This is a genomic window from Nosocomiicoccus massiliensis (assembly GCF_000438455.1).
GTDB lineage: Bacteria > Bacillota > Bacilli > Staphylococcales > Salinicoccaceae > Nosocomiicoccus > Nosocomiicoccus massiliensis.
On record NZ_CAVG010000053.1, the window covers coordinates 18,893 to 41,236 of the forward strand.

Below are 22,344 nucleotides of genomic sequence, written 5' to 3' on the forward strand. Positions count from 1 at the left end.
AAAGATAAACTAATAAAAAGTAAGTCTAACCTGTTAACGCATCAATTAACACATCCATATGACTTTCTAGTTGACTAAAAGGAATACTTCCAAATCCGATCACAAACGATACATCTGTATGATTTTTATCGTATGTTTTCATCGGCTCAATTTTTAAATCACGTGCCTTCGCACGTTTTAAGCATTCTTCTAACGTTAGGCCGTTCGTTGCTGTTAACACAAAATGCATGCCCGCTTGTTCACCACTTACGGTTAACTCAGTTTCATATGGTTTTAGACGCTTCATAATGTACGTAATTTTCTTTTCATAAATATTACGCATTTTATTTAAATGACGGTCGAAATGTCCGCTTCGTAAAAATAGTGCAACAATTTGCTGCGTATGAATCGGCACTGTATTCGACTCTTTATATTTTAACCGATGAAAATCTTCAACTAAATGTTTAGGGAGTACCATATACGCCATACGAAGCATCGGAAATAACGCTTTAGAAAATGTACTAATATAAATAACGCGTGACTCCGTATCTAAACTTTGAAGTGCAGGTAATGGCTTTTTAAAATAACGAAATTCTGAATCATAATCATCCTCGATAATATATCGATTTTCTTTTTCATATGCCCATTTTAATAGTTGCGTGCGCTTTTCAATCGTCATCACAGAACCGGTCGGAAAGTGATGACTTGGCGTGATGAAAATCACATCTCTATGACTATTTTTAACGTCATCGATGTTAATACCATCTGATTCTAATGGCAGTTTCATGTAGTCAATTCTATGCTTTTCTAATACCATTTTTGCTGGCGGATAACTCGGTGACTCAATCATAAACGTATGGTTATTTAATAACCTTACGACGTATTCCATCAACTGATTTGTCGATGATCCTATTATAATTTGGTCGTGAGATGCCGATACACCGCGACTATTAAACAGGTATTTCGCAATTTGTTGACGTAACTCATACAACCCTTCGTTATAATCTTCATTTAATAAATGTTCATAAGGCGCATCAAACACTTGTCTGGACAATTTACGAAACGTATCAAACGGAAAGTGCTCTATATCTACTTGAGCCGTTTCAAACGAATATGTATAGTCTTGTTCTATCGTTTTTTCATCTGATTCTATTTGTGTTTTTCTGACGACCGGTAGTACTTCTAGCTTACTGACATAATATCCGCTTCTCGGTTTTGAGTATATAAACCCTTCGTCTAACAGTAATTCATACGCACGTTCGATCGTCGTTTGCGACACGTTTAAATGCTTTTCTAACTGGCGCTTTGACGGTAGTTTATCGTCAGTTTCATAATCACCAGATATAATTTGTGACTTTAGTGACTCGTACAATTCTAAATATAATGCCATAACTGACCCCTAAAATAATTATAGTTTTGAGTATTTCTAAGTATCAGATTATCAATTACACTCAAATTAATCAATAAATAAGAGGTGGATGACAGTGAGTAAATCATATGTACATTTAGAATCAGAATTAAGTCAGAAGATGAAAGGTGGCGTCATCATGGACGTCATTAACGCAGAACAAGCAAAGATCGCTGAAAAAGCTGGTGCGGTTGCTGTTATGGCGTTAGAAGCTGTACCAAGCGACATTCGTAAAATGGGTGGCGTTGCGCGTATGGCAAACCCTTCAATTATCGAAGAAGTACAAAACGCAGTATCTATCCCGGTTATGGCGAAAGGTCGTATCGGACATATCTCTGAAGCACGTACGTTAGATGCATTAAACGTCGACTACATCGATGAGTCAGAAGTGTTAACTCCTGCAGATGAAGAATACCACTTAGACAAATGGACGTACGACACTCCATTCGTTTGCGGATGCAGAAACTTAGGCGAAGCTGCACGTCGTCTTGGTGAAGGTGCTACGATGCTACGTACAAAAGGTGAACCAGGTACTGGTAACATCGTTGAAGCGGTAAGACATATGAGACAAGTGAACAAAGAAGTGCAACACATTTTAAACTTAGACGAAGCGGAATTAATGACAGCAAGTAAAGAACTCGGTGCGCCGCTCGACGTATTACGTGCAATTCGTGAATACGGACGTTTACCTGTATTAAACTTCGCAGCAGGAGGTGTTGCAACTCCTCAAGACGCAGCACTTATGATGGAACTTGGTGCGGACGGTGTATTCGTCGGTTCAGGTATCTTTAAATCTGAAGACCCAGAAAAATTTGCATCAGCAATCGTACAAGCAACTGAAAACTATAAAGACTACAAACTCATCGGTGAACTTGCGAAAGACTTAGGTGCAGCTATGAAAGGTATCGATATTAGAACACTCGACGCAGCTGAACTTATGGCAGATAGAAGCGAATAATTTAAATTTAAAAGCACTCCTAACGGAGTGCTTTATTTGTTATACAGGTCTAACGATGATTTCGTTGACGTTAACGTAGTCCGGTTGAGTAAGTGCATAAATGACTGCGTTCGCAATATCTCTTGCTTCTAATTTTTTACGATCAGACTTTACATTTTCAGCAAGTCTCGTATCGACCATACCTGGAGAAATGCTCGTCACTCTCACTCCAGTAAGCGCGAGTTCTTTTTCTAACCCTTGCCCGATTGTAAGTGCTGCGATCTTCGTCGCGGAGTATACAGTACTTTGTTTTGTCACTTCGTGTGCAGATACACTCGTCGTATTAATAATATGTCCACTTCCTCTTTCTTTCATATCAGATACGACGTGGTGAACACCGTATAGAATACCTTTAATATTCGTGTCGATCATATTAGACCATGACTCTACGTCACCATCAGTTACTCGGCTACTTTTCATAAGTCCTGCGTTGTTGACGTAAATATCGATTTCACCGAATTTTTCTTTCGTTTTATCGACTAATTGTTTTACGTCATCAAACTTTGAAACGTCGGTTTTTAGAGCGAGTACGTGGTCGCTTTTTAATTCTTTTAACGCAGATTGTAGTTTATCTTCACTTCGGCCGGTAATCGTGACATTCGCACCTTCTTCAACGAGTCGCTTCGCGATCGCAAGTCCAATACCTCCGTTACCACCTGTTACTATTGCTGTTTTACCTGTTAAATTCATGAAATTCTCCTTTATACTTTCATAATTGCTTCGTAAATCACTTGTGAACCTACTGGCATCATATCATAATCAAACTTCATATATGGGTGGTGAAGCCCTGGCGTTAAATTACACCCTAGACCGATCATCGCACCTTTTAAGTGTGGATTTTCTACAGTATAGTTATGAAAATCATCTCCACCACTCGTAATAATCGGATCGATTAAGTACTCTTCTCCTACAGTGCTTACAATTGCTTCTCTTAATACGTCAATCGCGTCTTCATGGCTTTCGCTTGCGACCATTTTTTGAGATTCTTCAATGTCGACTTCAACTTCATATAATGTTTCAATTGTTTTTAATACGTCCATAACTTCATTGATTATTTTATCCATTACTTTATTTGTCTGCGCGCGTAAATCAATACCCATCGACACACTACCTGGGATAATATTTAACGACTGACCACCTGCATGGAATTTTGTCACTTTAATCGAGTGTGGAATCATTGGGTTAACATGGATGTTTTCTAGCATCGCTACGATTGTTGAGCCAATTTCAATCGCGTTCGTGTTTAAATGTGGTCGTGCGCCGTGCGCATCTTCACCGATAATTTTAAATACAATCGAACCTGTGGCACCGTGCTCAATACTCGGTGAAATATATCCTGATTTTGCTTCTTCAATTGGACGTAAGTGAATTCCAAACATGTAATCTAAATCATTAATAATACCTGTTTTATTTATCTTTTGTGCGCCGAGTCCAATTTCTTCTGCCGGTTGGAATACAAAACGGACGCCTTTATTTTCAGGAACGTTGTCTTTTAGCATTAACATCGCACCGATTACCATCGCTGTATGTGCATCGTGTCCGCACGAGTGATTCGCCTGCTCGACACCATTTACTTCTTGCCATAACGCATCGATATCCGCTCGAACACCGATTTTTACACTACTCTCTGAAAAATCTCCAACGTCACAATATAATCCCGGGAAATCTTCAAATTTAACCGGCGAAAATCCTCTTTTTTGTAAATAATTAAAAATATACTGTGTCGTTTGTATTTCCTCTAAACTCAGTTCCGGATGTGCATGGATATGATTAAAAACTTTATAAATTTCAGTTTGAATTATTTCAGGTTCAGTCATTTTTATCCTCTTTTCAATAATGTATTTGATATAATGATAACGTATACACTATTATTTTAACAAAGATTTTTTCATCGATAGATGATATTACTAAAGGAGATGCGTTATGAATATCGAAACAATTAAACTTCACAAGTTAAAAATGGAAATGAAAACTCCATTTACCACAAGTTTTGGAACGCAAATTGACCGCTTCGTGACAATCGTTGAAGTCATCGACGAAAATGGTTTAAGCGGTTTTGGAGAATGTGTGGCTGGAGAGGACCCATTATATTCTGAAGAATTTATGGATAGTGCAGTCGTTGCAATTAAGAAATACTTTGGCCCGCTACTGATCCAAAGCGAATTGAGTCATCCTAAAGAAGTCACAGAGATTTTTAAGCCATTTAAACGTAATAACATGGCAAAATCTGGTGTAGAAACTGCAGTATGGGACTTATACGCAAAACAAATCGGTGAACCGTTATATAAAGTACTTGGCGGCGAGAAAACAAAAGTCGAAGTCGGTATTTCTCTAGGGTTAGAAGAAACAGATGAAGCAATTCTTCCGAAAATCGAGGAGAAAGTTAACGAAGGATATAAACGAATTAAAGTAAAAATTAAACCTGGTCGAGATGTTGAGTATGTGCGTCTCATTCGTAAACATTATCCAGACATTCCACTTATGGTCGACGCGAACTCAGCATATACGTTAGATGACGTCGAAACATTAAAAGCGCTTGACGAGTTTAACTTAATGATGATTGAACAACCACTCGGTAGTTCTGATATCGTCGATCACGCAAAACTTCAAAAAGAAATCGAGACACCTGTCTGTTTAGATGAATCAATCGATAGCTATGAAAACGCAAAAGCTGCGATTGAACTCGGTAGCTGTAAAATTATTAACGTTAAAGTCGGACGCGTCGGTGGATTAGCAGAATCAATTAAAATTCACGACCTTGCGAAAGCAAACAACATCCCACTATGGTGTGGTGGAATGTTAGAAGCGGGTGTTGGTCGCTTAACAAATATCGCGATTACAACATTATCTAACTTCACACTTCCTGGTGACACAGCATCTTCAAGCAGATACTGGGATATGGACATTATCTCTCCAGAAGTCGTTGCAGAAAATGGTGTCGTCACAGTAAGTGACAAACCAGGCATCGGTGCAGATGTTGATTTTGAAAAACTCAATCAGTATTTAATCGAAACAGATGTGATTACGAAAGAAGATAAACTCGACATGGTATTTTTTGATTAAAAAATAGGCATCACTGAATAGATTTCAGTGATGCCTATTGTTTTGCTTTTAACGTGACAGATACAATTTCAGGTCGATTAAACACGCGCCACGGGAATCGACTATTCCCAAGACCACGGCTAATGATGAGTGTTGAATTATTTTTTGTATGAATACCTTCAGTAAATTTAGGTAGTACACCTTGGTCCGGGGCATATAACCCCTTTACAATTGGAAGCCTTATTTGACCGCCGTGCGCGTGACCACTAAATATTAGATCTACAGAGTATTTTGAATACCTCGGAAACTGCTCTGGTCGATGCGCAAGTAAAATTGTGAAATGTTTACCTACATGATTTAAACGTTCATGTAACATCGCATCGTATTCGTTATAAATATTTGGGTTTGTTTCTTCATCTCCAAAAATTCTTAAATCGTGAATTCCTGTAATTTCTATCGTGTCATTGTCGCGCGAGATGAAAAAATCATTCATCGATGCGTTATTGACGCCTGTATTTAAGATTTTTTCGTAAATACCTTCGAAGTCTTTATAAAATGCTTCATGATTTCCAGTCACGTAATAGCAAGGCGCAATCTCCATAAGGCTTGCGAGCATTTCTATCCCACGCTTTTCTTTCGGGGTACGTCTGTCGATTAAATCGCCTGTGACTAAAATGATATCCGGGTGCGTTTTTTTAACTGCTTGAAGTAAATCTTTTCCCTTTGGTCCAAAATACGTGTTGTGATAGTCTGACACTTGTGTGATTTTAAATCCGTCAAATGACGCCGGGATTTTTGATGATTCATGCGTTACTTTACGAGTAACGATATTTTTATTTTGTACCCATAAAAACCGTCCGAGCGCGATGAAAAACCCTGTTAGAACAGCAAATATGTTAGCTCGTGATTTCTTCATCTTCAACCTCGAGTTTAGTAATTCGTACGAGACGAATTGTGTTTTCTTCCATAACTAAAATTTCATATCGGTTTTCATCGTCTTCTATCGTATCAAATCGCTCCGGAATATCTTCGAATAGATAATATAAATAACCAGATAACGTGTTTTCTTCTTCTGGAATATTTGATTGGAAAATTCCGTTTAGCCTGTGTAGCGTGATTTTACCATCACAAACGATAACGTCATCACGTAAATAACGAACGATCGCACTCTCTGTCGTATCAAGTTCGTCTTTAATCTCAATGCCGAGAAGTGTTTCGATAATATCTTCGTGTGTTAGTAACCCTTCTGTTCCACCATATTCATCCATTACGATAACCATATGTCTACGGTGCTTCGTCATAAGAAGGAGTACTTCTTCAATATTATTAAACTCTCTAACTCGTAGCGGATCTGTATCACAAAAATCGACAAATGGCTGACTTGGATCAAGTGACCACTTCAGTAAATACTTCGTATGGAAAATTCCGATAATATCGTCTGTATCTTCACCATAAACTGGATATCTCGTGTACATACCTTCGATGACAATATCTCGCACTTCTTCGAACGTCGAATCGATTTGAATCGCATGCATTTCTGTACGCGGCGTTTGAAGGACGTCTTTAACATTTAACGTATCAAAGTCTAGGACACCGCGAAGACGTAATGACTCTTTTCTATCAAGCGCTCCTTCACCACCTGCGATATCAACAATCGACATAATCTCATCTTTAGTGACAGTCCAAGATTCCTTTTCACCTTTAGATAATTTATTTGTAATGAGATCAGTGATCTTATTCAGCACGATTGTGATCGGTTTAAAAATAAATATAAATAAATTAATAATCGGCATAACCATTTTACCGACTTGTTCAGGGAACGCTGCTGCGATCGACTTCGGTAAAATTTCAGCAAATAAAATAATACTCACAGTTAAAATAATCGTCAGCACCGTTAAGCTATAGCCATACTCGATTGCGATCGTCGTAAGAAGTACTGGCATGACGAGGTTTGCGATATTATTTCCAATTAAAATTGTCGTAATAAACTCACTTGGCTTTGACACTAACTTATGTAATTTCTTTGATTGGAGGTCCCCAGCATTCGCTTCACTTTGTAACCTCAACTGGTTCGCTGCAGTAAGCGCCGTTTCACTTCCAGAGAAAAACAGCGACACAAAAAACAATATAAATATGGCGATAAGCATTATCGTCGACTCCGTTCATCAGTAATACTATTATTTTACAAAACATAGCGTAGAAAATAAAATAATTGAGGTGAAAGATGATTAGAGAGATGAAAAACAAGGGAGGACCAGTGTTTTTATCTCTAAAAGGTAATATGTGCATTTGTGCGGATTTTATTTAACAAAAATATCCCGATTTTGTTAATTATCCGGGTTTATTTAACAAATTCTGTCTCGCGCAACGCGTTTTTGTTAAATATAATTTTTTATCTAACAAAAATAGATCAAGAACACGAAATTCTGTTAATTAAATCAATATATCTAACAGATTCGACACTATTTTTTGTGAATAAGATTGGATAGATAGTGTCTTTTTATCTTTTAAACGTCATAACACAACTTCATCCAAATATATTTCACAAAAATATCCCGATTTTGTTAATTATCCGGATATATTTAACATATTCTTCCTCGCGCAACGTGTTTTTGTTAAATATAATTTTTTATCTAACAAAAATTGATGAAGAACACGAAATTCTGTTAATTAAATCAATATATCTAACAGATTCGACGCGTTTTTATTAATAAAATCGCCCAGACAGTGTCTTTTTATCTTTTAAAAAGAATAAAAGCCCCGTCCATCCTCACATATCGCACGAACACCAATCTCTTCCACCGACTCTTCGCATAAAAATACCCCCGCATCACCGAATGATACGGGGGCTATCATTAATTACACGACGTCGAACCCTTGGTTTTCGATTGCTTCTGACATCGCTTCTTTTGTCACGTTATCTTCGTGTGTTACTGTGACGTCGCCTGCTTCAAGATCGACCGCAGCGCTTGTTATACCGTCTAATTTTTCGAGTGCACCTTCAACGGACTGTTTGCAGTGTCCGCATGTCATTCCTTCTACTTTAATGATTGTTTCCATATTACTTCACTCCTATAATTTTACGCGTTTTAATCTAAGTGCATTCGTTACGACACTGACTGAACTTAGTGCCATCGCTCCTCCAGCAACCCATGGTGCTAAAAATCCGAGTGCTGCTACTGGTATTCCGAGCGTGTTGTATGCGAATGCCCAAAATAGATTTTGTTTAATGTTTCTTATCGTTTTATTGCTTAATAAAATCGCTTTGTGAATCAGCGTTAAATCTTCACCTAATATTGTGAGGTCAGCCGCTTCAATCGCAACGTCTGTGCCTGTACCCATTGCGATACCGATATCTGCTGTTGCGAGTGCCGGTGCGTCGTTGACGCCGTCACCGACCATACCTACTACTTTACCCGATTGTTGATATTTTTTAACTACTTCAGCTTTTTCTCCTGGTAAGACTTCTGCAATAACTGTGTCAATACCAACCGTTTTTGCGATCGCTTCTGCTGTACGTTTATTGTCACCTGTTAACATGACGACTTCTAGTCCATCATCTTTTAATAGAGAAATCGCGTGCTTTGCTGACTCTTTTACTGTATCAAGAACTGCGATTGTTCCTGCATACTTACGGTCAACTGCAATAATCATTGCTGTCTTTCCGTCGTATTCATATACTTCCATATCATCTGCTACTGATAAATCAACGCCATTATCTCGCATCAATTTCCGTGATCCAACTAACACGTCTTTCCCTTCAATTGTCGCTTCTATACCGTGCCCCGGTACTGCTGAAAACGCGTCAACTGCCGCGAGGTCGAGTTTTTCATCTTTTGCAAATTTTACAATCGCATTCGCAAGTGGATGTTCAGAATGATTTTCCGCACTCGCGACTAATCGTAACGTCTCTGCGCTCCCTGTATAATCCGTCACTTCTGGAGTACCATTAGTAATCGTTCCAGTCTTATCTAATATAATCGTGTCGAGTTGATGTGTCTTTTCAAGATGTTCTCCACCTTTAAATAGAATCCCGTGTTCTGCACCTTTACCTGTTCCGACCATGATCGATGTCGGTGTTGCAAGGCCAAGCGCACATGGACACGCGATGACTAATACGGATACGCTTGCGACGATTGCTTGTTCGATGTTTCCACTGATGAAATACCAAGCGATAAAAGTAATAATACCAATCCCGATAACTATTGGTACAAAGTAGTTCGAAATGACATCTGCCATACGTTGAATTGGTGCTTTGACACCTTGAGCGTCTTCAACGATTTTTACAATCGATTGTAACGTCGTGTCTTTACCGACCTTTGTCGCACGCATATCGATCGTTCCGTTTTCGTTGACCGTCGCACCAATGACTTCGTCACCTTCTGACTTTTCAACCGGAATCGATTCTCCTGTTAACATCGATTCATCGATCGACGTCATCCCTCTAATTATTTCACCGTCTACTGGGATCTTTTCTCCAGGCTTAATACGTAACACGTCTCCGACATTAACTTCTTCGACTTTTACCATAACTTCTTTACCGTCACGAATGATGCGAGCGTCACGTGCTTGCATGTCTAATAGTTTTGAAATCGCACCAGACGTTTCTGTTTTGGCACGCGCTTCTAAATATCGTCCAAATAAAATTAACGTAATGATGACTGAGGAGGCTTCAAAATATAAATGTGGTTCTGTACCAAATTTTAACCATCGGTACGTCTCATACAAGCTAAATAAATACGCTGCAGACGTTCCCATTACGACGAGAACATCCATATTTGCATTTAAAGATTTTATATTTTTATATGCACTCTTATAAAACTGCCATCCGATAATGAATTGAACTGGTGTTGCGAATGCAAGTTGGAACCACGGGTTCATAAATATATGTGGTAGAGGTATACCAAATAAGTGGTCGAGCATCGTAACGACAAGTGGTGCAGAAAGAATCGCACTAATAATCACTTTTAGCTTTAAACGTTCATGTTCTTGTTTTTTATCTCTATTATCTGATTCGGTGAACGTTGTCGCGTCAAATCCAATATCTTGAATGCGTTTAATAATATCTTCAGTTGTCACGCTATTATTATCATAAGAAACAGTCGCTTTTTCTGTCGTTAAGTTCACAGACGCTGACTCTATTCCGTCCATTTTATTTAACACTTTTTCAATACGAGATGAGCACGACGCACACGTCATCCCGGTAATATTTAGCGTTTCTTTTTTCTCACTCATTCACTCACCTACTTTTTGAAAATTGTTTTAAAATACGCATTAACTCTTCGATATATTCGTCACCTTCACCTGTTTGAATTGCATCTGTCACGCAGTGTTTCATGTGGCGTTCAGTAATTTCAAGTCCAACGTTATGGAGTGCAGATTCGATCGCACGAATTTGTATTAATATATCCATACAGTACCGATCTTCTTCTACCATACGTTCCACACCGCGTACTTGTCCTTCAATACGACTCAAACGATTGATAAGTTTCGTCTTTTCTTCATCGTGTCGAATTGTTTTCTCTCTTTCCACGTCGTCACCTCGCAATCATTTATATCTGCATTATATACCCTATACGGGTATACGTCAAGTAGATGAAATACTAGAAAAACAAAAAAACAGTTACGAAAAATCGTAACTGTTTTTAATCTTCTTCTCGACCTGAGTAATATAAATAAACGATTGCTAATATAAGAAGTACGACTGAGACGCTTAAAATGACGATCCATGTCGTATGTTTTGGCATCGTTTTGACGTGTGAGGTTTCACTTGTGAACGTATTTTCTTCACCTTGAATATTTTTCTCCATAATTCGTGGCTGGAAGATTTGATACGCATCACTTAAGTTAGACGTTGCAGCGTCGACTTCTTCTTGTGAGATATCTTCATTCACGATGCGTTGTAAAATACTCGCTGCTTCTTTTTTCGCTTCCCTTAACTCCGGCGTAATATTACTCTCAGACACTTTTCCAACTTCGACGAGTAACGCACTTAAACGATCTGTATCGACGTCCGCTTTTGCCGTTGTATAAATCGATTCGACGTACGTTTTGTCGATGACATTGTCGTTTTTATCGCGCACTTCTACAGCAACTTCGTAAAGCGTGCTCGGCTCGAGTCCATCAACGACTGCTGTTAAATCTTGCGTCGTTTTAACGACAGAACCGTTCACGATTACGTTATAATATTCTCCGTTATAATCATCCCAAGATAATGAAAAACCGTCGCTCTTTACTTCAGTAATCGTAAATATTTTATGGTGCATATTTTCTAAAAACGCTGCCGTTTTTGGTGCACGTGACGATAATATATTTCGTGTGTCTTGGCTTAAATAATAATACGCAAAACTTTCTGCAAAATATTCTTCAACGTATTTAAAATACGGTTGCCCTGGAAACATTTTTTCATGTTCTTCAGCATGAATTTGAACGAATTCTTCTTTGTTAGATATCGTCGTCCCGTCTACTAAAAAGCTGTCGACGATATGTCCGAATTCATGTAACTCTAAATTGACGTCACCATGATTATTTTTAATACCGGGTTCACTGGCTCCAACTCTTACATACGACTGGAAGCCTCCAAGTCCCGGTATATTATCCCACGTATCGGTATGTCCGCGGGGTACGACGCCTTTTAAATTACTAAACTCCGGGAATTCAGTCATCGGCAAGTCCGACAGTATTAACGTGACGCCACTCGCATGCACGTTTTCTAAAATACGCGGATCAATTCGATTTAATCGACTGATGATGTTATTCACATGTGTTTCATTTTCTTCACTATTTTCACTTAATCGTACATCGATCATATCCATTAAGTACGGGCTGACCGACGTTTCATTTGCGACTGCTGTCATCGGTGACAGTAGCACAGCCGGTATGAGTAAAAAAGATAGCAAAATCTTTTTAATCGTACGCATTGCCTCACTCCTAGTTACGTCAATAGTACCATAACTACTTCAAGTCATCACTGGTGGTGTGTAAATTTTGACAAAGAAAAAAGAACCAACTTATGTTGATTCCTTTTATATACCCTTTTGGTCGCTAGTTTCATCGATATAGTCTAATATATCTTGACTATGCTCTTGTGGCGTTCTTGATAGATACTCTTTCATCTGCTTTTCGTCTGGACGAATTGTTAGACCGAGGTATTTACGTTCGTTATTTGCATCTTTAAAGAAGGCAATTACCATTAAAATTATGACGACACTAAACGGTAATGCGGCAATAATCGCAGCAGACTGAATCGCACTAAGTGCTTCTTCTCCCCCTGCAAGTAGTAATACAACTGCAATTGCAGATAAAGAAATACCCCAAATAACTTTCATAATTGTCGATGGTTGTAATGATCCATTAGATGTTTGCATACCGAGAACGAATGTGGCTGAGTCTGCACTCGTTATAAAGAATACTGCAACTAGGAAAATCGCAATCACTGATAGTAACGTACCAAGTGGTAGCTTATCGAATATCGCAAATAGCTGCTCTTCTGGTGCAAGATCTGCTATGCCTGGGAATTGTAATGCGATACTCATTCCTGTCGTACCAAAAACACTAAACCAAACAATCGCAATTAATGTTGGTACGAGCATAACCGCTAGGACAAATTCTCTAATTGTACGCCCTCGAGATACACGTGCAATAAATACACCTACGAATGGCGTCCAGCTTAACCACCAACCCCAGTAGTAAATCGTCCAGTCTTGCAACCATTGAGACTTCTGAGGGTTATTAAAACCTGAGTCTAAAGTTTGATACATAAATTCTTGTAAATAGACCCCTGTTGACGTAGTCATCATTGTGAAAATCGCAAGTGTAGGCCCTACAATTAATACAATTAAAAATAGAATTCCTGCAAGCACCATATTAGTATTACTTAACAATTGAATCCCTTTAGATAATCCAGTATATGCACTGAGTAAAAAGAGAATTGTAACAATAATAATAATGATAAGTTGAATGGAGAATCCGTTTGGAATTCCAAATAAGTACGTGAGTCCCCCATTAATTTGAAGCGTACCGACACCAAGTGATACCGCAACACCAACAACTGTGGCGAAGACTGCGAGAACATCGATGATTGTTCCGAGCCATCCATCCACCTTATCTCCAAAGATTGGACGTAATGTTTTAGAGATTAGACCATTCTCCTCTTTACGAAATGCTGCATAAGCTAATGCAAGCGCAACTACTCCGTACGCTGCCCAAGCGTGAATCCCCCAGTGCATGATCGTCGCACGCATTGCTTCGAGTGCTTGATCTTTTCCACCTTCACCAGTTGAGGGGTTCACCATGTGACTAATTGGTTCAGATGCACCATAGAACACTAAACCAATTCCCATTCCTGCACTAAATAACATCGCTAACCAAGAAATCGTCCTGAATTCTGGCTTTTCATCGGGCTTGCCGAGCTTTAATTTTCCGATAGGACTGAGCGATAAAAAGATACAGAAAAAGATAAACCCTGTCATAATGATCATATAGTACCAACCGAGATTGACTGAAATTGCATTCGCTATTTTTCCAGCAACATTTCCAAACTCCTCCGGGAAAACTACACCTATCAATACAAGTAGAATTACGACTACTACAGAAACTTTAAATACATTTGTTAACCGTTTACCTTCATTGTCTGTCAAAATTTTCTCTCCTTTTGTAATTTTATAACATACCATTATAAGACATATAACAACGGATGAGTCAAGAAACACTATTAATTCGTTCTTTTTTAAAGCATCATACCTTAAATTTCGATATTACGAAGAAATAAAAGTAAAATAATAAAGAACATTAGAAAACACGTGTGTCTCTATGTGAGACACACGTGTTTTATTCTCTTCTCTGATGCTTATTTTTGATGTGTAGAAATAAAGTAATTAACATAAAAATTATTGTAACAGGTATGTAAAATGAAGGTTTTATACCTTCTGGCGATGAATAATGAGCGTAAGTTAAAATAATGAGATAAATAATAGTGCTGATGAGATAATAAAAATTAAAAATCGAAATCATCTCCTTAATAATATTTTTTAAAATTCTGATTTATGTACTTATGTAATAGTATACTATTTTATTAATTAAAAATATTTGTAATTTTATAACATGCCATTATAAGATACTTAACATCGAAAGAGTCCAGAGAACTCATACTTCGTTCTTTTTTAAAGCATCACTCCTTAAATTTCGATATGATAATATTATAAATATCCAAATTTATTTTTATAACCGAAAAGAGGTCAACACATATGGCATACGTTGCTGAAACTGAAATACAATTATTATATGCAGATACGGATATGATGGGCGTCATGTATCACGGAAATTATATAAAATGGCTAGAGCTTGGGAGAATTCAATTAATTGAAGATCTCGGGTTTAGTTATGTTGAAATGGAAAAAGAAGGGTTCGTTGCACCGATTCACAACGTCAATATTACGTATAAAAATCCGATTATATACGGCGACCGTGCATTTGTACGCACGTGGGTCGAAAAGAACACTGGAATACGCGTGACGTATGGTTTTGAAATCGTCAATGAAGCGCGTGAAACGTGTGCAGACGGTGAAGTGACATGTATCGTCGGTAAAAAGACAGAAACTGGTTTTCGTCCAGTAAACTTTAAAAAGGCATATCCTGAATGGTTTAATAAGTACGAAGAAATAAAAGTAAAATAATAGAAATCAAAAAACACGTGCGTCTCTATGTTGAGACGCACGTGTTTTATTCTTCTAGCGTTAAACCATTTCGTTCGAAAATGAATTTATGCTTATTAAAACTGATTTTTCCGTCACTCATTTCAGCGCGTTCGTCTACGATGCCCTCTTTAATGAGTGCGCGGAGTTTTTTATCATCATAAAGGATGACCATCTTTTGAGTGATTGTATCATCACTATTTACTGCAAAGTCAAACTTCACAGTACCTCTCGGTAATTTTTCATATTTTTCTTTAAGTTTTTGTTTTTCATCTTGTAATGACTCTCTCGCGTCTTTTTTTGTGTCATAACCCCAATATTTTAAAGGAGCTGTCGTTTCGTACACTTCTTTTGTCACCGCATTATTTTTGTGGGTGACTGTCACTGTACGATCGTACTCTTCAAAGGTTCCGGTAAATACGGACTTTTTTGTAGACACACATGCAGTGAGCACGAGCACTAGAGCGAGTAGAGTTATTATTTTAATAATTTTCAATATAAGCACATACCTTTTAACATTGTACGTGTTATATCGTAACATAATTTGCTCATATACGAACAGCTATAACGCTGTTGATAAAACACACACAATCAATTATTCCTGTTCTTTTAGACCGTCTGCTTCGTATTGTTCTTTCGTTTCTTTAAAACTTACTGTTGACGCTGATTTATCACCATCAAGGAAGCCAACTTCAATTAACCCTTGAACATTTTCTGGCGTTGTATAATCTAAGTCAAATGTCATGATGATTGCTTGTTTTTCTTCATCTACTTCGACATTCACTTTAACAGCTCCGTCGGGTGCATTACTTGCAAGTTTTTCATATGCTTCTCTTTGAACGTCTGCAGCTTCTTTTGCTTGATCGTCATCTTCGATACCGCCTGCTTCATAAGACAATTCATATACGAGATGTTCTGACTGTATATCGTCACCTTCAACGACTACTGTTGACTGAACGTCCATGTCGTCAATCGTCCCTGTAAACACGTGTTCTGATGGACCTTTATTACATGCAACAAGTACTATAACCATTAAAGATAATAGTATCGTTCTTAGTTTCATTATTAAAAACTCCCTTTATTGTTTCTATTATACAATTAAATATTATGTATTAGAATAAGTCCAGAAGAACTTATCCTTTTTCAGTATTACCGCATCTTATTTTACTTCTTTCAAGCCACCCGATTTACTAAGAGTTTCTACTGTTTGTGAATGGCTTACAAAATCTGTACCATTGTAACCTGCCGTTACTACATTCGCATCTGCTAATGCTTTAACATTTTCAGGAGAATCGTAGTTTAGGATGTGGAAAACTTTTATCATTTCACTTTCTTCATCGTTAACAATTTCAACACTTGCTATATCCTTAGGAACTCCGTTTAATGCTTTTTCAAACTCTTTACTCTTTTCTTCGTATCAATTGTTCTGCATCTTTTTATTTTCAACATTTATATCTTTGTATGCAACTTCAGACATCTGTACTTCATAGAGTATTTGATCTTTCTCAGTATCTACGACATACATTTTATAAAAATCTTCTACATCATTACTTGCTTCATAATAATACTTGTCGTATTTCTCAACATCTTTTTTATCAACGACGAGAAGTGCTTTTTCATTTAGTGCTTCTTTATCTAACTTAGAGTTTGAAGCAGAGTCATCTTCGATTACTCCAAGATCTTTTAAGCTCTCGATATAAAGTTCATAGTCCACTGTTTCTTCAGTACCTTCGCCTTCAATAATGCCGTCTGCTACATATTGTTGGACGTATTTTGGATCTGAATAGTCATAGAACTTGTCGATCACTAACATTTTTTCTTCTGGATGGTTTTCTACTGTAAATCTTGCGATATCATCTGGGAAGTTTCTAAGCTTCTCTTTTTGGTACTCATTTTCATCTTTAACGAGCTGATCGGCTTCTTCTTCATTTTTTAAGTCGTAGTATTCGTATGGAATTTTTTCAACTTGGTGAACTGTTAACAGTATATTGTTTTCTTTATCTGCGGTAAGTTCAATGTCTACTTCAATACCGTCAACAACGTTCGAATAGTGTTCTGTTGTCACTTCACCTTGAGTTGTGCCTTTGTCTAGCGTATCTGTTTGAGTGCTTTTATTTTCTTTTTCTTCATCTTTTTCAGTTTCTTTTGACGTATCTTCCGAAGTCGTTTCCTCAGTCGTTTCTTCTTTTTCAGTTGAAGTATCTTCGGTTTTGTCATCGGTTGGTGACTGACATGCAGTTAACATCACTATAGCAGCTGATAAAAATAATAACTTCGCTTTCATGATTACTTACCTCTTTCTAAAATACTCAAATTTTTAAGCGTTTTTATTTTTTAAATAGAATTAGCGAGTTTACACACTCTTTAAAAGAAAATAGTCCTCCTCGTTTTAGATTTGAATGACATACATCGCATCACGTATCTCTTTTGTGATATCTTTCGTTCTCCATTCTCTTCTATAACCGAGACACGCACATATATATGTGACGCCATTCTCTATAAAGTTATGACGAAAATGAATATGGCCTGAAACGCTATATTGAATATCATATTCATTGTAGAAATTGTCATATTTCGTTGTACCCATATACGCATTGTAATAATCGAATATTTTATGCGGCATTGGGACTCTAAATTTTTTATTCGTCGCAACGTGTGTGACAAGAATAATTTTTTTATCTTTCACTTTTTCAAGATCTTTTTTTGTAAGTTCTGCAAAATAATTCGCTACATCAATATCCGAGATTTTAAAATCTACATAAAACTTATCTTGCCAATGACCACCTTTAAACGTTCGGCGCTCTAGCTCCTCATAAGAAAATCTCTCGCTCGCAAACGAATAATCATACCACCCAGGACTCCCAACAATCGCCCACTCATCATTAATGATATAAGGGTTTTCTAAAAGAGAATTCGGTTGGTGCTTAAAATAATCATAAATCTCCCACGACGACTTATCATCACCGCTCGCATTCCAAAAATCATGATTCCCGGGGATAAAAAGCACCTTCACACCCGTCATATCTTCAACTGCTTGAGTGAATCGTTGTGATTCTTTATGATCATTTGAAATATCTCCGGCGATAACGAGTAAATCTAGCGCAAGACGGCGCACCTCATTCGAAACCTCACGTAAAAAGACCGTTTCGTTAATTTCATCATTATGATATCTATCGACATGCAAATCAGAAATCACACCAATTTTCATAAACATCGTCTCCAAAAATGTATATAGGGATAGTGTAGCAGAGATACGATAAAAAATTACAGAAATGAAAAAGAAGCTAACTGAATGTTAGCTTCTGAATATATTATTTTTTAGTTCTAAATATATCTAATGGTTTTCCATCACGGGTTTTCCATTCCATCCAGCCGTTATTTTGGTTGCCGATAATTACAAAGCCTGCTGTTGATGGTGACGTACAAATGACATCTTCTTGTAAAATATTATCAACTATATGCGCGAGTCTTCTTGTTTCATTTAAATGTGAGGTATCTCCATCCGGTGCACAAAGGCTTCCTTTTAACACTGTAAAGACACCGTCTTCAACACGAGCTATACCCCTTACTTCACCGAAACCTCTTACTCTTCTATTTAATACGTATTCACCATCAGGGATAAGTGAAGTGTCTCTTTTCATTTCTACTTCTTTAGTTGCATCATCAAATGTCTCTTCTTTAGACTTTTCTTTAGGAAATACTTGTCTTCCTTCAAATGATGAAAGTAATTGAATGACTAGATCAATATCTAAAGCATAAAGTTCTGAATTAGAAACTTTACTCTTTTTAAAAATATCATCTAATAGTACTTCTTTTGCATGATAATCTTCAACTTCAATGGCGAACTTTCTATCTAAAGCTACGACGTTAAAATATCCATTCCGTTCAAGAAAGTTCATACGATTTTCGAAGTTATCAACGCCTGTCTTACCGATTTTGACTAGACCTGGGACAGCTGTCGACATAACGTAAATAATCCCTTTATCGATTACACTCACTCCTTATCTCTCATAAAGTGGCGCGATTTCCTTTGCATACGTATCTTTTAAATTTTCTTTGATGACTCTTTGATATCTAAACCGTTTTGCAGCATCATCATTACGCGCTTTATACGTCTGATAATCCCCTGAGTCTATTAGATCTCTTTCGCCGATTTGATTATCTGAAGATACTCTAAAGTTATCGACGACAAACATTAAATCATTTTCATTTAGCGCGTATTTATACGCAAATTCTTTGACGACTGTTTCTTTCTCTTGTTCTTTTAGTTGTTCAAATAAAATCATGACATCACCTTTATTATACTTCTCTGGGTTTTGTTTAATATTTTTCCAAAGTTTTTCTACGAGATGTCCTAATTTTTCGTTCGACTGTATTAAATCTGAAATGTATGATTCAATTTCTGATTGCTTTGTCTCGACGCGTTCTTCTGGCTCATCGTGATTCACACGACTTTCCATCACGCTTTGAATTAACCCTAATATATATTCATGGTTGACTGTATCTTTTGAAACGGAGTTTATTTCGTATGCAATGTCGATTACAATATCGTCGTCCTCATCGTCATCGCCTTTATCTGCCTTAATTTCCTCGATTATGTTGTTATATTTCGCAGTGTAGTCTTCCAGCTTCTCATTCGTAATTCCAAATTGTTCAGCGATTTCCTCAGTGTAGTCAGAGTATACTTGTAGTTCTTGGAACTTCTTATCAAACGCTTGGAATGCTTTTGCAAACATCTTCTTACTCGTAATCTCTGTTAATAAATCGATACTTTCTAGATTTGGTGCAATATGCATTAATTCATCGAACGCTTCTTTAAAACTATCAAACGCCTCTTCCCATTTCGGTGCTTGCACAAATGATTCTCCACCGTTTGAATATAAGAAGAGCGCTTCTTTTACCTTTTCTTCAAAAGTATATGGTGTTCTAAACGTCATGATTTGACCGTATTTTTTACCTTCATCATATAATCGATTCGTTCTAGAAAAAGCTTGTATTAAATGATGCGGTGGCATCGGATAACGATCCATAAATAGAATAGCTAAACTCGGTGCATCAAATCCTGTTAATAATCTGTCTACAACAATGACTAAGTCTAACTGCTCTTCTCTGAACTTATACTTGTCTTGTTTTCTCGCAAGACGATGGTTTACGTCTCTGTTATACGCACCAATTTGGTCTAATGTGAAGTTCGTTCCAAACATTTCATTATAGTCTTCCATCGATTCTTTCATGTACTCTTGATTTTTAAACGAGTGATCCTCGTTTTCTGAAATAGAATACGTAATTGCAACTTTCGGGAAATCTGGAAGTCGTTTCTTCACTTGTTCTGAAATTTTAACTTCGGATTCATCGTTGATCACTTTTCTAAATAAACGATAATAATCTTGCGCACTCGCAATCGATGAAGTCGTTAATATCGCACTATATTGTTTTCCAATCTCATTATGCATGCCAAATTTATGACGCGATTTATTAACAATTTGGTCGATAACTGTTAATTTATGACCGATTGTTTCAAATGCTTCTTTTTTAATTAGTTCTTCTTGTTCTACTGGTTCTAAATCATCAAAGTCCGTAATAGTACCGTTATACTGCCTATCAACATGATCTCTTAATTCGTCTTCTGTAAATGTACTCTTATATTCAATTTGAAAACCGAGTACTGCCTTATCATGAATCGCTTCTTTTACAGTATATTTATGGAGACAATCTCCATACTGCTCTTCGGTTGTACGTGGAAGATCGGCAAATACTTCTTTAGCATTCTCTTCAAATATTGGCGTTCCAGTGAATCCATACCATAATGATTCTCTAAAAAACTTCTCGATTTCCATTTGCCTTTTTGGTGATATTGCACGATGGCATTCGTCTACGACAAATGCGAGTTTCTTACCTCGTATCGATTTCCACTTTGGACTATCCTCATTACCTTCATAACGACGCATAACGTGATTTAACTTTTGAATCGTCGTAACGATGACGGTCTTGTCTTGCGAATATAATTTTTTTATTAAATCATTTACGTTATCCGTATCATCAATCGACACAACGTCAGTTGCTGAATAGGATTTAAATGAATCTCCCGTTTGCTGATCTAAGTCCACACGGTCAACAATGAATATCGTTTTTTCAATGCTATTCATAAGTAATAAGTTTCTCGCGACTTTATATGACGTTAATGTTTTACCAGAACCTGTCGTATGCCATACATAGCCTGATTTATGTAGTTTAGAAGCATCTTGAACCGCTTCAATCGCGTGAATTTGATACGGTCTTAATAAAATAATTGCACGTCTCTCACTATCTAATACAGAATATTGTCCCACCATCTTATGTGCTTGTGGAATCGATAATACATCTCTCGCAAAGTCTAAGTAGTTATTCACTGGTTTATTATTTTCATCGACCCAGCGTGTTAAAAACTTAGAGTTCAACTTCCCTTTTTGTGCTGCCGCAATATAACGTGTATCAACACCGTTTGTCACAACAAACATCTGTATCGATGAAAATATCCCCTTAAACTTACCTTCACCAGAGTACTTATCAATTTGCCTAAATGCATCCATATATGATGTCGATCTATTCTTAAGTTCGATATGAATCATCGGTAAACCGTTAATTAAAAGCGTGACGTCAAAAATACGATTACGATCCGTACTACTCGTCTTTCCCGCTTGATACTGGTTAATAATTTCATAAGAAGACGAACCTCCCGCGATATCACGGTTGTTCATCACCATTAAACGAATTTCACCAACACGTGGGTCATCACGAACAACGCGCACATTCGCAATCCCATTTTCACCAGCTAAAAATTCAGCTGCACGGTAAAAGTTCGGGAAACTCAGTTCGTTCTTAACCTGCTCAAACTCCTTATCACTTAGCGGCACATCATTCAGTACCGCTTTATTATTTACGTTTAACTTATGACGTAAATTCTTCCACAAATCATCCTCAGTTCGTAAATCATTACGATATGTCCACTGCGACACATTCTTCGTCAACTCTTCAATCAAACGACTCTCCATCGCCTCTTCAGCCGTGAACCTCATACACTCACCCCAAATAAAATACCTAGTGAGTATATTATACATTAGAAAGAATTAAATTTACGTTTATGAAGAGTAATAATGCAATCTAAAGATTTTTTACGATTTTTCTAAATAAAAATACTGTTAAATAAATGTTTTTTTGAAAAAACTCTTACTTGGGAGCAGTGTAAG

19 protein-coding genes and 1 pseudogene are annotated in these 22,344 nt (G+C 37.2%); 3 read left to right on the top strand and 17 right to left on the bottom strand.

Annotated features, from left to right (window positions below; genetic code table 11):
• Nucleotides 1–25: 25 nt before the first annotated feature.
• A complete protein-coding gene (pdxR, locus tag TJ68_RS02550; RefSeq protein WP_040928566.1) occupies nucleotides 26–1,369 on the bottom strand; it encodes a MocR-like pyridoxine biosynthesis transcription factor PdxR in 1,344 nt (447 codons plus the stop codon).
• Nucleotides 1,370–1,463: 94 nt separating this feature from the next.
• Here pdxR and pdxS point away from each other — a divergent pair, with 94 nt between their 5' ends.
• Entirely contained in the window at nucleotides 1,464–2,345 is an 882-nt protein-coding gene (gene pdxS, locus TJ68_RS02555; protein ID WP_420329222.1) for a pyridoxal 5'-phosphate synthase lyase subunit PdxS, read from the top strand.
• Between the two features lie 39 nt (nucleotides 2,346–2,384).
• Here the strand turns inward: pdxS and TJ68_RS02560 are convergent, their stop codons facing one another.
• Both TJ68_RS02560 and TJ68_RS02565 read right to left on the bottom strand, forming a co-directional pair.
• The gene (locus TJ68_RS02560; RefSeq protein ID WP_040928568.1) at nucleotides 2,385–3,074 is read right to left on the bottom strand and encodes an SDR family oxidoreductase; all 690 of its coding nucleotides are present in this window, start codon (nucleotides 3,072–3,074) and stop codon (nucleotides 2,385–2,387) included.
• An 11-nt stretch (nucleotides 3,075–3,085) separates the two neighbouring features.
• A complete protein-coding gene (locus TJ68_RS02565) occupies nucleotides 3,086–4,201 on the bottom strand; it encodes an amidohydrolase (RefSeq protein ID WP_040928569.1) in 1,116 nt (371 codons plus the stop codon).
• A 106-nt stretch (nucleotides 4,202–4,307) separates the two neighbouring features.
• On the opposite strand from TJ68_RS02565, the gene menC reads away from it, so the two are divergent.
• Complete coding sequence (gene menC / locus TJ68_RS02570; protein ID WP_040928570.1) at nucleotides 4,308–5,447, top strand: o-succinylbenzoate synthase; 1,140 nt, start codon at nucleotides 4,308–4,310, stop codon at nucleotides 5,445–5,447.
• A gap of 34 nt (nucleotides 5,448–5,481) precedes the next feature.
• Here the strand turns inward: menC and TJ68_RS02575 are convergent, their stop codons facing one another.
• The 7 genes and pseudogenes from TJ68_RS02575 to TJ68_RS02605 form a co-directional block, all read right to left on the bottom strand.
• A complete protein-coding gene (locus TJ68_RS02575; protein ID WP_040928571.1) occupies nucleotides 5,482–6,342 on the bottom strand; it encodes a metallophosphoesterase in 861 nt (286 codons plus the stop codon).
• Nucleotides 6,323–7,573, bottom strand: coding sequence for a hemolysin family protein (locus TJ68_RS02580; protein WP_040928572.1), 1,251 nt, complete (start codon nucleotides 7,571–7,573; stop codon nucleotides 6,323–6,325). Before TJ68_RS02580 ends, TJ68_RS02575 begins: the two co-directional genes overlap by 20 nt.
• Nucleotides 7,574–8,285: 712 nt before the next feature.
• Entirely contained in the window at nucleotides 8,286–8,486 is a 201-nt protein-coding gene (locus TJ68_RS02585; protein WP_040928573.1) for a cation transporter, read from the bottom strand.
• A 12-nt stretch (nucleotides 8,487–8,498) separates the two neighbouring features.
• Nucleotides 8,499–10,640 (bottom strand): annotated as a pseudogene (locus tag TJ68_RS02590) (heavy metal translocating P-type ATPase); the annotation flags it as partial.
• Nucleotides 10,641–10,665: 25 nt separating this feature from the next.
• Nucleotides 10,666–10,959 (bottom strand): metal-sensitive transcriptional regulator, encoded by a 294-nt coding sequence (locus TJ68_RS02595; protein ID WP_040928574.1) that lies wholly within the window; start codon nucleotides 10,957–10,959, stop codon nucleotides 10,666–10,668.
• A 112-nt stretch (nucleotides 10,960–11,071) separates the two neighbouring features.
• Nucleotides 11,072–12,346, bottom strand: coding sequence for an anthrax toxin lethal factor-related metalloendopeptidase (locus TJ68_RS08085; RefSeq protein WP_052327264.1), 1,275 nt, complete (start codon nucleotides 12,344–12,346; stop codon nucleotides 11,072–11,074).
• A 105-nt stretch (nucleotides 12,347–12,451) separates the two neighbouring features.
• A complete protein-coding gene (locus TJ68_RS02605) occupies nucleotides 12,452–14,065 on the bottom strand; it encodes a BCCT family transporter (protein ID WP_040928575.1) in 1,614 nt (537 codons plus the stop codon).
• Between the two features lie 606 nt (nucleotides 14,066–14,671).
• Here TJ68_RS02605 and TJ68_RS02610 point away from each other — a divergent pair.
• Nucleotides 14,672–15,100, top strand: coding sequence for an acyl-CoA thioesterase (locus TJ68_RS02610; protein ID WP_040928576.1), 429 nt, complete (start codon nucleotides 14,672–14,674; stop codon nucleotides 15,098–15,100).
• A 46-nt stretch (nucleotides 15,101–15,146) separates the two neighbouring features.
• Here the strand turns inward: TJ68_RS02610 and TJ68_RS02615 are convergent, their stop codons facing one another.
• The 7 genes from TJ68_RS02615 to TJ68_RS02640 form a co-directional block, all read right to left on the bottom strand.
• Nucleotides 15,147–15,614: a DUF1307 domain-containing protein gene (locus TJ68_RS02615; RefSeq protein ID WP_162138445.1), complete on the bottom strand. Its 468-nt coding sequence runs from the start codon at nucleotides 15,612–15,614 to the stop codon at nucleotides 15,147–15,149.
• A gap of 99 nt (nucleotides 15,615–15,713) precedes the next feature.
• The gene (locus TJ68_RS02620; RefSeq protein ID WP_040928578.1) at nucleotides 15,714–16,181 is read right to left on the bottom strand and encodes a DUF1307 domain-containing protein; all 468 of its coding nucleotides are present in this window, start codon (nucleotides 16,179–16,181) and stop codon (nucleotides 15,714–15,716) included.
• 96 nt (nucleotides 16,182–16,277) lie between these two features.
• Nucleotides 16,278–16,442, bottom strand: coding sequence for a hypothetical protein (locus tag TJ68_RS08360; RefSeq protein ID WP_155974670.1), 165 nt, complete (start codon nucleotides 16,440–16,442; stop codon nucleotides 16,278–16,280).
• Between the two features lie 93 nt (nucleotides 16,443–16,535).
• Entirely contained in the window at nucleotides 16,536–17,402 is an 867-nt protein-coding gene (locus TJ68_RS02625; protein ID WP_040928579.1) for a hypothetical protein, read from the bottom strand.
• A 105-nt stretch (nucleotides 17,403–17,507) separates the two neighbouring features.
• Nucleotides 17,508–18,326, bottom strand: a complete 819-nt coding sequence (locus TJ68_RS02630) for a metallophosphoesterase (RefSeq protein ID WP_040928580.1) — start codon at nucleotides 18,324–18,326, stop codon at nucleotides 17,508–17,510.
• 103 nt (nucleotides 18,327–18,429) lie between these two features.
• The gene (locus tag TJ68_RS02635; RefSeq protein ID WP_202898282.1) at nucleotides 18,430–19,116 is read right to left on the bottom strand and encodes a DUF4357 domain-containing protein; all 687 of its coding nucleotides are present in this window, start codon (nucleotides 19,114–19,116) and stop codon (nucleotides 18,430–18,432) included.
• A 3-nt stretch (nucleotides 19,117–19,119) separates the two neighbouring features.
• Nucleotides 19,120–22,173: a type I restriction endonuclease subunit R gene (locus TJ68_RS02640; protein WP_040928581.1), complete on the bottom strand. Its 3,054-nt coding sequence runs from the start codon at nucleotides 22,171–22,173 to the stop codon at nucleotides 19,120–19,122.
• Nucleotides 22,174–22,344: the final 171 nt, after the last annotated feature.